Genomic DNA, 11,997 nt, shown 5'->3' on the forward strand with positions numbered 1-11,997 from the left:
CGGCTGCCGCAGGCGTCGCGCAGCCGCCGCTATACGGCGCGACCAGCACCGCGCCGGGTGCGACCGCCGCGACGATTCCGCCGCAGCCGCCCGCCGCCTCCAGCGACGCCGCGGCGGGCCCGAGCGCCGTGACATTTGCGTGGCCGGTGCGCGGTCCGCTGCTCAACACGTTTGACGATTCGAAAAACAAAGGTTTGAATATCGGCGGAAGCCTCGGCGAGCCAGTCAAGGCTTCCGCGGACGGCCGGGTCGTTTATGCCGGAAATGGGCTGCGCGGTTACGGCAATCTCATTATCATCAAGCATGACGCAACGTACCTTACCGCCTATGCACACAACAGTGCTTTGATGGTAAAAGAGGGTGACGCGGTGACGAAGGGGCAGAAGATCGCCGAGATGGGCAACAGCGATTCAGACCGTGTGATGTTGCATTTCGAAGTTCGCCGGCAGGGCAAACCTGTCGACCCAATGAAGTATTTGCCGCCGCAATAAGCGATTACGACCATGCCGAAATCGAAGCGCCGCCCGCCGCAAGCCGAGACTGAGACGATCAGCCGTGCCACGCAAGCATCGGTGGAGGAGGCTGGCGCTTCGGATGTCGACGACGACACCACCGACGATTTCGACAACACCGCGGCCGATTCCGACGATCGCCGCGCCGCCGACGATGGCGAAGGCAATGCGGAGGCGCGCGACGGCGCAAGCGAGGCCGCGCCGGATGCGGACGATTTCCGCGCGTTGCTGCAGGCCGAACTGACCGCGGACACGATCCAGCACTATCTGAACCGGATCAGCGTCAAGCCGCTGCTGACGGTCGAGGAAGAGCAGCGTTTTTCGCGGCTCGCGAAGGCGGGCGAGTTCGAGGCGCGCCAGGTGATGATCGAGCGCAACCTGCGGCTCGTGGTCAGCATCGCCAAGGGATACCTGAACCGCGGCGTGCCGCTGCTCGATCTGATCGAGGAAGGCAATCTCGGCCTGATGCACGCAATCGAGAAATTCGACCCGACGCGCGGCTTCCGTTTTTCGACCTACGCGACCTGGTGGATTCGCCAGAGCATTGAGCGCGCGATCATGAACCAGGCGCGCACGGTGCGGCTGCCGGTGCATGTGATCCGCGAACTGAATCAGGTGCTGCGCGCAAAGCGCCATCTGGAAAAGAATTCGATGAATTCGGGCGACGCGGCGGACCGTCGCGACGCCAGCATCGACGACATCGCCTACCTGACCGGCAAGACCAGCGACGAAGTCACCGACATCCTCGCGCTCAACGAACACACCGCCTCGCTCGACGCGCCGCTCGATCTGGATCCGGCGAGCAGCCTGCTCGACCTGCTGTCGGACGACCAGAGCCAGTCGCCGGATGCCGAAGTGCAGCATCGCGAACTGGAAACGCTGACGCGCGCGTGGCTCGCGCGCTTGTCCGACAAGCATCGCCATGTGATCGAACGGCGTTTCGGCCTGAACCATATCGAACCGGCCACGCTCGAGGAACTGGCCGACGAAATGGGCCTCACGCGCGAGCGGGTGCGGCAGATCCAGCAGGAGGCGCTGGTTCGTCTGAAGCGCTTTTTCGCATCCAATGGCGTGCGCAAGGACGCCGTTCTTTAATCTGATGACGCCGATTCTCGTATTCGACATCGAGACGATTCCCGATGTCGCCGGCATTCGCCGGCTTGAAGATTTGCCCGCCACGCTGTCCGATGCCGAAGTCGCCGAGTTCGCGTTCGCGGCGCGGCGCGAAAAGACCGGCGGCGATTTTCTGCCGCATCATTTGCAGCGCATCGCGGCCATCTCATGCGTGTTTCGCGACAACAACGGCTTTCGCGTGCGCTCGCTCGGCATGCCGGCCGACAGCGAAGCGGCGCTCGTCCAGTCGTTTTTTCGCGTGATCGAGAAGTACACGCCGCAACTGGTGTCGTGGAACGGCGGCGGCTTCGATTTGCCGGTACTGAACTACCGCGCGCTCGTCAACGGCGTGAGCGCAAGCCGCTACTGGGATCTCGGCGAGGACGACCGCGAATTCAAGTGGAACAACTACATCAGCCGCTATCATGCGCGCCACACGGACCTGATGGACGTGCTTGCGATGTATCAGGCGCGCGCGAACGCGCCGCTCGACGCGCTTGCGAAGCTGTGCGGCTTTCCGGGCAAGCTCGGCATGGACGGCGGCCAGGTGTGGCATGCGTTCCAGCAAGGGCGGATTGAAGAGATCCGCAACTATTGCGAAACGGACGTGGTCAATACCTATTTGCTGTATTGCCGGTTCCAGTTGATGCGCGGTGGTTTCTCGGCCGAAGAATATGCGGACGAAATCGCGTTCGTGAAGAACTCGCTCGTGCAGGATCCGGCGCCGCATTGGGCCGAGTATCTCGCGGCATTCGACAGCTAATCCCATCTTCCTGCCGCGCGTCGCTGCGGCTACCTGCACCGCAGCAACCGCGTGGCCTCTGCCGCTGGCATTGCATTCAATCGATCTCCAGCACGATCGGCTGATGATCCGACGCGCGCGTCGTGCCGTCGATCTCGCAACTGCGCAGCCGGCGGCGCAGATCGTCGGTGACGAACACGAAGTCGCAGGTGAGCGGCCCGTCCTGCCATTGCGCGGTGTCGTAGACGCCCGCGGTCGGCGGCGGCGCGGCGCCCGGATGCAGCGCCGTCCATGCGTCGATAAACGGCGGACTGCCGTCAAGCGGCGCGAGCATGCGCCGATAGGCATCGCTGTCATACGCACTGTTGAAATCGCCGCAGACAATCGCGGTTGCCGGGCGCGTGGTATCGACGAACGGCCCGATCGCGTTCTCAGCCGGCGCCGGGTTCGCCGCATGCGCGGCGGCTTCCTGCTGGATGCGGCGCAGCGCATCGACCTGGGCGAGCCGCTGCGGCTGCGAATAGAACTCGAGATGCGTGACGATCACGCGCAACGGCCCGCGAGGCGCGCGCAATACGGCCTCCAGCGCGACCCGCTGCATCGACGGCGCGTCCGCATCGGCGGGCCACGGCAGCGCATGACGGATCACGCGCTCGACCGGCAGCCGCGTCGCGAGCGCGTTACCGAACTGCCGGCGCGGCGCGCCCGGCCCGTCGAGCTTCAGCGGCGCGAGATCGGCGCCGATTGCGTCGAGCACCGTGAAGCCCGGCAGTTCGTCGGCCAGCTCGGCAAACTGGTCGTCGCCCGGGTGGCCGGCGAGCACGTTAAAGCCGCGCGTGACCTCCTGCAGGCAGAGCACGTCGAAGTCCGCGAGGCGCCGGGCCTCGCTCACCATGCGCGGCAAGCTCACCTCGCCGCTGGCGCCGCGTCCCCACTGGACATTCCAGCTGATCAGTCGCATCGTCAAATCTCCGTTCGAGGTTGCCGTTCGTCTACAATCTCGCCTTCACTTCACCGTCTGTCAGGAAGTTGCAGGTGTCTCAAACCGCTCCCCGCCAACCCGCGTCGCTCGCTGAAGCGCGGCCCCGGTCAAATCGCGCAGCGAAGCGCAAACCCGCTGCCCCGGGTGTGACCGCGCTGCCGGTGCCGTCCGCGCCGCTGCCGGTGCTCGACATCGAATCGCTCGATATGGAGGCGCGCGGCGTGGGCCGCACCGTCACCGAAGACGGCACGCCGGGCAAGGTCATCTTCGTCGAGGGTGCGCTGCCCGGCGAACGCGTCACCTATTCAAGTTATAGAAGGAAGCCGAGTTTCGAGCAGGCCATCGCTGTCGATATTTTGCGCGAAAGCGTGATTCGCACCCGGCCGCAGTGCCGCTTCTTCGGCACCTGCGGCGGTTGTTCGATGCAGCATCTGGATGTGCGCGCGCAGATTGCCGTCAAGCAGCGCGTGCTCGAAGACAATCTCGCGCATCTCGCGAAGCTGCGTGCCGAGACCATCTTCCGGCCCATCCACGGTCCATCGTGGGGTTACCGCTATCGTGCGCGTCTGACTGTGCGCCACGTCGTGAAAAAGGGCGGTGTGCTGGTCGGCTTCCATGAACGCAAGAGCAGCTATGTGGCCGACATGACGAGCTGCGAAGTGCTGCCGCCGCACGTGTCCGCGATGCTCGTGCCGCTGCGCCAGCTCGTCGATGGCCTGTCGATTCGCGATCGCATGCCGCAGATCGAGCTCGCGGTCGGCTCGACGGTGACCGCGCTGGTGCTGCGCGTGCTCGAACCGATCAACGCGGCGGATGAACAGCTGCTGCGCGACTTTGCCGATGCGCACAACGTGCAGTTCTGGCTGCAGCCGAAAGGGCCGGATTCGGTCGTGCCGTTCTATCCGCTCGACGCGCAGCTCGACTACACGCTGCCGGAGTTCGGCATCCGCATGCCGTTCCTGCCGACCGACTTCACGCAGGTGAATCACGCAATCAACCGCGTGCTGGTCGGCCGCGCGTTGCGGCTGCTCGCGCCGGCGAAGAGCGACCGGGTGCTCGACCTGTTCTGCGGCATCGGCAACTTCACGTTGCCGCTCGCGAGGCTCGCGCGCGAAGTGGTCGGCATCGAAGGCAGCGAAACGTTGACCGCGCGCGCATGGGCGAATGCGCAGGAAAACGGCGTCGACACGCATACGTCGTTTGCGTGCCGCAATCTGTTCGAAGTCACGGCCGACGACCTGCGCGCGCTAGGTCCGTTCGATAAATTCCTGATCGACCCGCCGCGCGAAGGCGCGCTCGCCCTGTCGAAGGCGCTCGCGGAGATCGCGCAAAGCGGCGCGGGACCGTTGCCGCAGCGGATCGTGTACGTGTCGTGCAATCCGGCGACGCTCGCACGCGATGCGGGGCTGCTGGTGCATGAAGCCGGTTATCGGTTGAAGGGCGCGGGGGTGGTGAACATGTTCCCGCATACGTCGCACGTCGAATCGATTGCGCTTTTCGAGCGCGACTGACGGATCGCGCGTCTCGCGCAGCGAGCTGCCATAACGAAAAACGCCACGGCATTGCCGTGGCGTTTTTCGTTGCAGCGACCGCATCAGCGGGGCTGGCTCAGAACTGCCACCACGATTTTTCCTTGCCGGGGCGCGCATGGCCCGTGATGTACGGGCTGTCCGGGAAGGTGCCGGCGAGCACGCGTTTCGTGTCGTCGGCGAGTTGCGGCTGGTCGAGCTTGTCGTACGACAGCCACATGATATGCAGCGCGTCCTCGATTGCCGGCGCGTTCTTGTACTCCTTGATCGCGAGCTGCGCGCGGTTGATGGCCGCCACATATGCGCCGCGACGGTAGTAATAGTCGGCCGCGTGCACCTCGTGCGACGCAAGCGCGTTCACGATATAGCGCATGCGCTGCGCGGCGTCCGGCGCGTATTTGCTCTGCGGATACTTGTCGACGACTACCTTGAACGCGTCATACGACTCGCGCAACGACTTCGGGTCGCGCTCGCTCATGTCCTGACCCGAGAAACGGCCGAACAGGCCGAGATCGTCGTTGAAGTGGATCATGCCCTTCAGGTAGTACGCGTACGCGATGTCGGGGTGATCCGGATGCAGCTGGATAAAGCGGTCGATCGCCTGATCGGCCGCGGCGGTTTCACTATCCTTCCAGTTGCAATACGCGACGTTGATCTGCGCCTGTTGCGCGAAGTGGCCGAACGGGTCGCGACCCTCGAGCGCTTCGAAATATTTCGCACACTTGCCCCAGTCGCCGCCGCTCAGGGCGTCTTGCGCCTCGTTATATAATTTATTGTTGGTCCACGTGGCCGTCTCATCGGTCTTCTCGGGCAGGCCGTGGCAGGCCGCGACCAGCGCAACGGCACACAGGCACGCGAGATATCGAACCGCACGCCGTGCAATGCGGTGCGCGGTGCTTGCTGCTGCGCTGTTGGCCCCGCTCTGGGCCGTTTGAGTAATCATATTCAAGGCTCGCATTGTCCAGTCAAGCTTCACGTCAAGCGCATTACGTCAGGTAACCAGTCTCGATGACCCGTTCTAAAACTCCGGGCGCCGCAACCGGCGCGCGGAATAGCGACAAAGATTATAGCCGATGCGAAGCACGCCCCGAAGCTGCGGCGTCCGAGTGTGCCGATGCGCTCGACGACGATCTCCCTGCGGATGACCTCCTCGATGCGGCAGCGGCGCCTCGCGCGCCTGAACCCGGCAGTGCGTCGGCCGGCGAAGCGCCGCGCGTCGTCAGCGTGCCGCCCGAGCTCGCGGGCGAGCGGCTCGACAAGGTGCTCGCGAAGCTATTTCCGGAATTCTCGCGCAGCCGGCTGCAAAGCTGGATCGAGGCGCAGCGCGTGCGGGTCGACGGACTGCCCGCGAAAGTGCGTCAACCGGTGCCGCTCGATGCGACCGTCGAGCTCGTGCCGGATCTGTTGCCCGAGCAGCTTGCGTTCACGCCTGAGCCGGTGCCGCTCGACATCGTCTATGAAGACGAGGCGATCGTCGTGATCAACAAGCCTGCCGGGCTTGTCGTGCATCCGGCAGCCGGCAACTGGAGCGGCACCGTGCTGAACGGCCTGTTGCATCGCTATGGCGCGGCGGCCGCCGGCCTGCCGCGCGCGGGTATCGTGCACCGGCTCGACAAGGAAACCTCGGGGCTGATGGTCGTCGCGCGTACGCTCGCTGCGCAGACCGACCTCGTGCGGCAGTTGCAGGCGCGCACGGTCAAGCGCCGCTATCTTGCGCTCGTGTGGGGCGGCATGCCGGAAGAAGGCACGATCGACGCGCCGATCGGGCGCGACCCGCGCGAGCGCACCCGGATGGCGGTCGTGACCGGCGCGTCGGGCAAGCCGGCGCGCACGCATTTCCGGCGCGTGGCGACGGTCGTGTGGGAGCGGCAGCCGGTGTCGGCCATTCACTGCGATCTCGAAACCGGGCGCACGCATCAGATTCGAGTGCATTGCGCGCATACCGGCCATCCGCTGCTCGGCGATCCGGTCTACGGGCGCGCGCGCGGCAAGCGATCGGTGACGCCGCTGCCCGGCGGCTTCGCACGCCAGGCGCTGCATGCATGGCGGCTGGGCCTGATTCATCCGCAGACGCGCCGCGCGATGCAATGGCGCGCCGACGCGCCCGACGATCTCTCGCAACTGTGCGCCGCGCTCGGCTTCGACCGCGAGGAAGAAGACGATTTCGACGATGCATACAGTGACGATGACGCGTACGATCCGCTTCCCGATGACGCCGCCGAGCCGGCGGACGACGGTGAGACGGACGACGGTGTCGACGGCGCGCACGCCGGCGATGACGACGAGTACGACGAAGACGACACGCAAGAGAACCGCGACGACGACCGTCGCGAAGACACGCTCGACACGCGCCACGAGAACAAGGACCGCCGCCGATGACGACCCATCCCGAGCTCACGCTTGCCGACGTGCTGCAACCCGACTGGCGCGTCTCGCCGCGCGTGCGCGCGTTCATCACGACCCGTAACGGCGGCGTGAGCCTGCCGCCGTACGGCCGTTGGCGCGATGGCAGCGATCAGCCGGGCGGCCTGAACCTCGGGCGGCGCGCGGGCGACGATCCGGCGCACGTCGACGCGAACCGCGCGCGCCTGCGCATGCTGGCGGGCATCGCGGAGCCGGCCTGGCTCGAACAGGTGCATGGCGCACAAGTCGTGAGTGCTGACGATGTGCTGGCGGGCGCGCGAGCGGGCGATGCGCCGGTGCGCGCCGATGCGAGCGTGACCGATCGGCCGGGCACGGTATCGGTCGTGATGATCGCGGACTGCATGCCGGTTCTGCTGTGCGACCCCGCCGGCCGCGCGGTCGGCGCCGCCCATGCGGGCTGGCGCGGCCTTGCGGCCGGTGTCGTCGAAAACACCGCGCGGCGTGTTGCCGCGTCGGCCGGTATTGAGCCCTCCGCGTTGCACGCGTATCTCGGCCCGTGCATCGGACCGTCCGCGTTCGAGGTGGGCGACGACGTGCGCGATGCATTTATCGACGCAGCCGGCGCCGCGCGACGCGACGCGCTCGCGCGCGCATTCGCGCCGCGCGCCGACACGCCGGGCAAATATCTCGCGGACCTGCCGGCGCTCGCGCGCGAGCGGCTCGTGCAGCAACTCGGCATCACGCAGATCACCGGCGGCGATCAGTGCACGTTCACGCAGCGCGAGCGGTATTACTCGTATCGGCGTGATCGCGTGACGGGGCGCATGGCCGCGCTGATCTGGCTTGCGCAATAAATGCCGGCAACGGCATGTGCTGTGCCGCCGTGTCATGTCGCGTCGTGTCGTGGGCGGCGTCGTCGGCCGTGTGGTCATACGGACCGTGCGGTCCAGCCGGAAAAGCGCCGTCCGGCGCGCGCGCCGCGGCTAGCCGCAACCCACATGACGATGCGCAAAATTGCTGCGCCGCGCAAACCCTTCAGTGCGACGCGCGAGTTGCCGGCGTCGTCCGGATGCGGCGCGTTGCATGACCCACGCCGCCCCCCTGAAAACCCTGATTCCATGGGCGCGTTGTCCGATTCGCGCAGCGCATGCAGCATGCCCGCGAAAGGGCATTCCCTTACATGGGGAAAACGATAATTAAAAAAATATCGCACTGCGGCAAAATCGGACTCAAGCATTGACATGCCTTGCAATGGGGCGCAAGAATGTTCCCCACCAATGGGACAGGGCGTAGGCGGCCGCGAGCATTTCGCCGCCCGCGCGTGAAGGCACCTGCCTCTCAACCGTCCGCGAGGACTCACCGGTCAAAAGCAGGTATGGTGGCAGCTCAACACTCCTCGACTTCCTCACGCACGCACACCTCATCCGATCGCACGCAACCGCAGGCGGGCGCGAATGCCGCCGGAGTTCAACAGTTATTCGACGCATGGTTGAACGCATGGCGTTCAATCGGCGCGCCGGCCGCGGTGCAGGGTAATCCGTTTACGGTGCCAGGCATGCCCGACTTCACTCAGGCATCGGCTGGCATGCCGCAATGGGCTGAACAGTTCGCCAAACAGATTGCTCAGCCTTTTACCCCATCCTTTGCGCCAGGCGCGCAAGCGCCATTCAATCCGGCGCTCGCCCAGCCGTTTGCGCAACCGTTCAACGCGTTCGCCGGCATGACGCTGCCGAGCGCGGCCATTCCGCCGGAACGTCTTCAGAAGCTGCAGTCCGATTATTCGCGCGACGCGATGCAGTTGTTCCAGCAGGCGACTCACGCGTCGTCGAGCGCGCCGGAACTGAAGGACCGGCGCTTCAGCGCGGACGCGTGGAAGACCACCCCGGTCTATGCGTATATGGCTGCGTGGTATCTGCTGAATGCGCGCTATCTGCAGGAACTGGTCGACGCGCTCGAAACCGATCCGAAGACCCGCGAGCGCATCCGTTTCGCGGTTCAGCAATGGACCGCGGCCGCCTCGCCCAGCAACTTCTTCGCGCTGAACCCCGAGGCGCAAAAGACGCTGCTCGACAGCCACGGCGAAAGCCTGCGCCAGGGGGTGATGAATCTGCTCGCCGACATGCAGCGCGGCAAGATCTCGCAGACCGATGAGTCGCGTTTCGTGGTCGGCAAGAATCTCGCAATGTCCGAAGGCTCGGTCGTGTTCGAGAACGAACTGATCCAGCTGATCCAGTACAAGCCGCGCGCCGCTTCGGTGCGCGAGCGGCCGCTGCTGATCGTGCCGCCGTGCATCAACAAGTTCTACATTCTCGATCTGCAGCCGGAGAACTCGCTCGTCGCGCATGCGCTCGAAGCGGGCCATCAGGTGTTTCTGATCTCCTGGCGCAATGCGGACGCATCGATTGCGCACAAGACGTGGGATGACTACGTCGATGAGGGCGTGCTCGACGCGATCGATACCGTGCGCCAGATCAGCGGACGCGAGCAGATCAATACGCTTGGCTTCTGCGTCGGCGGCACGATGCTCGCGACCGCGCTCGCGGTGGCCGCGGCGCGCGGCGAACACCCGGCTTCATCGATGACGCTGCTGACCGCGATGCTCGACTTCTGCGACACCGGCGTGCTCGACGTATTCGTCGACGAGGCGCATGTGCAGATGCGCGAGCAGACCATCGGCGGCAAGAACGGCACGCCGCCGGGGCTGATGCGCGGCCTCGAGTTCGCGAACACGTTCTCGTTTCTGCGGCCGAACGACCTCGTGTGGAACTACGTGGTCGACAACTATCTGAAGGGCCGCACGCCGGTGCCGTTCGATCTGCTGTACTGGAACAGCGATTCGACGAGCCTGCCGGGCCCGATGTACGTCTGGTATCTGCGCAACACCTACCTCGAGAACAGCCTGCGCGAGCCGGGCAAGCTGACCGTGTGCGGCGAGCCGGTGGACCTGTCGCGCATCGACGTGCCGACGTTTATCTACGGCTCGCGCGAAGACCATATCGTGCCGTGGCAGACCGCGTACGCGTCGGTGCCGCTGCTCACCGGTCCGTTGAAGTTCGTGCTCGGCGCGTCCGGTCATATCGCGGGCGTGATCAATCCGCCGGCGAAGAAAAAGCGCAGCTACTGGGTGGTGAATGGCGACGACAAGACCTTGCCCGCCGATGTCGACGAGTGGTTCGACCACGCGACCGAAACGCCGGGCAGCTGGTGGCCCGAATGGACCGCGTGGCTCGACCAGCACGCGGGCAAGAAAGTGAAGCCGCGCGCCGAGGCCGGTTCGGCCGAATTCCCGGTCATCGAACCGGCGCCGGGGCGCTACGTGCAGCAGCGCGAGTAGCGCAACGGGAGGGAATGCAGTAATGCCCGGACGCGTGCGCTGCGCGACGCCGGGCAACGGTAGCAGTGACGACTGAGCGGATCTTTAACTTGACGGGACAGCGTGGCGCAACCTGCCGCGGTACCGGAGGAAATCGAAATGACTGACGTAGTGATCGTATCGGCGGCCCGCACGGGCGTCGGCAAATTCGGCGGTTCGCTCGCCAGGATTCCCGCGCCTGAGCTCGGCGCCACGGTGATCCGCGCGGTGCTCGAACGCGCGGGCGTGAAGCCCGATCAGGTGAGCGAAGTCATCATGGGCCAGGTGCTCGCGGCCGGCTCCGGCCAGAACCCGGCGCGCCAGGCGTCGATCAAGGCCGGCCTGCCGGTCGCGGTGCCCGGCATGACGATCAACAAGGTGTGCGGCTCGGGCCTGAAGGCGGTGATGCTGGCGGCCAACGCGATCATCGCGGGCGACGCGGAGATCATCGTGGCGGGCGGCCAGGAGAACATGAGCGCGGCGCCGCATGTGCTGCCGAATTCGCGCGACGGTTTCCGTATGGGCGACGTGAAGCTGATCGACAGCATGATCTACGACGGCCTGTGGGACGTGTACAACCAGTACCACATGGGGATGACCGCCGAGAACGTTGCGAAGGAGTACGGCATTACGCGCGAGCAGCAGGACGCGTTTGCCGCGCTGTCGCAGAACAAGGCGGAAGCGGCCCAGAAGTCCGGCCGTTTCAACGACGAAATCGTGCCGATCCAGATTCCGCAGAAAAAGGGCGAGCCGCTGTCGTTCGCGACCGACGAGTTCGTGCGTCACGGCGTGACGGCTGAATCGCTCGCGGCGTTGAAGCCCGCATTCTCGAAGGAAGGCAGCGTGACGGCCGCGAACGCGTCCGGTATCAACGACGGCGCCGCGGCGGTTGTCGTGATGTCGGCGAAGAAGGCCGAAGCGCTCGGCCTCGCGCCGCTCGCGCGCATCAAGGCGTATGCGAATGCAGGCGTCGATCCGAAAGTGATGGGCATGGGCCCGGTGCCGGCCTCGCGCCGCTGCCTCGAGCGCGCGGGCTGGAGCGTGGGCGACCTCGACCTCGCGGAAATCAACGAGGCGTTTGCCGCGCAGGCGCTCGCCGTGCATAAGCAGATGGGCTGGGATACGTCGAAGATCAACGTGAACGGCGGTGCGATCGCGATCGGCCACCCGATCGGCGCATCCGGCTGCCGCGTGCTCGTCACGCTGCTGCATGAAATGATCAAGCGCGATGCGAAGCGCGGTCTTGCGTCGCTGTGCATCGGCGGCGGAATGGGTGTTGCGCTCGCGCTCGAGCGCCCGTGATGCAATGAGCGCCGGCGGCGCCACGCGATGCGTGGCCGCCGGCGCGGGTCGCCACCGGCTCTGGTCACCCGCGGGTCAGCCCGTTGGCATGCCGATGGCGA

Annotated in this window: 10 protein-coding genes; 8 read left to right on the forward strand and 2 right to left on the reverse strand. The window is 65.7% G+C overall.

Annotated features, from left to right (window positions below; translation table 11 throughout):
- The 3 genes from HV675_RS13535 to HV675_RS13545 all read left to right on the forward strand — a co-directional run.
- On the forward strand, nt 1-491 hold a 491-nt coding region (locus HV675_RS13535), incomplete at its 5' end, for a murein hydrolase activator EnvC family protein (protein ID WP_175111429.1).
- Nucleotides 492-503: 12 nt separating this feature from the next.
- Nucleotides 504-1,607: an RNA polymerase sigma factor RpoS gene (gene rpoS / locus HV675_RS13540; RefSeq protein ID WP_175111430.1), complete on the forward strand. Its 1,104-nt coding sequence runs from the start codon at nt 504-506 to the stop codon at nt 1,605-1,607.
- A 4-nt stretch (nt 1,608-1,611) separates the two neighbouring features.
- Complete coding sequence (locus tag HV675_RS13545) at nt 1,612-2,388, forward strand: 3'-5' exonuclease (RefSeq protein ID WP_175111431.1); 777 nt, start codon at nt 1,612-1,614, stop codon at nt 2,386-2,388.
- A gap of 76 nt (nt 2,389-2,464) precedes the next feature.
- Here the strand turns inward: HV675_RS13545 and HV675_RS13550 are convergent, their stop codons facing one another.
- On the reverse strand, nt 2,465-3,328 hold the full coding sequence (locus HV675_RS13550) for an endonuclease/exonuclease/phosphatase family protein (protein WP_175111432.1): 864 nt from the start codon (nt 3,326-3,328) through the stop codon (nt 2,465-2,467).
- A gap of 68 nt (nt 3,329-3,396) precedes the next feature.
- Between HV675_RS13550 and rlmD the strand changes: the two genes are divergently transcribed.
- On the forward strand, nt 3,397-4,860 hold the full coding sequence (rlmD, locus tag HV675_RS13555; protein ID WP_175111433.1) for a 23S rRNA (uracil(1939)-C(5))-methyltransferase RlmD: 1,464 nt from the start codon (nt 3,397-3,399) through the stop codon (nt 4,858-4,860).
- 97 nt (nt 4,861-4,957) lie between these two features.
- On the opposite strand, the gene HV675_RS13560 is transcribed toward rlmD, so the two are convergent.
- The gene (locus HV675_RS13560) at nt 4,958-5,836 is read right to left on the reverse strand and encodes an outer membrane protein assembly factor BamD (protein ID WP_175111434.1); all 879 of its coding nucleotides are present in this window, start codon (nt 5,834-5,836) and stop codon (nt 4,958-4,960) included.
- 50 nt (nt 5,837-5,886) lie between these two features.
- On the opposite strand from HV675_RS13560, the gene HV675_RS13565 reads away from it, so the two are divergent.
- The 4 genes from HV675_RS13565 to HV675_RS13580 all read left to right on the forward strand — a co-directional run bounded on the left by HV675_RS13565 (nt 5,887) and on the right by HV675_RS13580 (nt 11,896).
- Nucleotides 5,887-7,257, forward strand: coding sequence for an RluA family pseudouridine synthase (locus HV675_RS13565; RefSeq protein ID WP_175111435.1), 1,371 nt, complete (start codon nt 5,887-5,889; stop codon nt 7,255-7,257).
- Nucleotides 7,254-8,096, forward strand: coding sequence for a peptidoglycan editing factor PgeF (pgeF, locus tag HV675_RS13570; RefSeq protein WP_175111436.1), 843 nt, complete (start codon nt 7,254-7,256; stop codon nt 8,094-8,096). The genes HV675_RS13565 and pgeF overlap by 4 nt, the downstream gene beginning before the upstream one ends.
- Nucleotides 8,097-8,617: 521 nt before the next feature.
- Nucleotides 8,618-10,576 (forward strand): class I poly(R)-hydroxyalkanoic acid synthase, encoded by a 1,959-nt coding sequence (phaC, locus tag HV675_RS13575; RefSeq protein WP_175111437.1) that lies wholly within the window; start codon nt 8,618-8,620, stop codon nt 10,574-10,576.
- A gap of 138 nt (nt 10,577-10,714) precedes the next feature.
- Nucleotides 10,715-11,896, forward strand: coding sequence for an acetyl-CoA C-acetyltransferase (locus tag HV675_RS13580; RefSeq protein ID WP_175111438.1), 1,182 nt, complete (start codon nt 10,715-10,717; stop codon nt 11,894-11,896).
- The last annotated feature ends 101 nt before the right edge of the window (nt 11,897-11,997 follow it).

The organism is Paraburkholderia solisilvae (genome assembly GCF_902859875.1).
GTDB classification, from domain to species: domain Bacteria; phylum Pseudomonadota; class Gammaproteobacteria; order Burkholderiales; family Burkholderiaceae; genus Paraburkholderia; species Paraburkholderia solisilvae.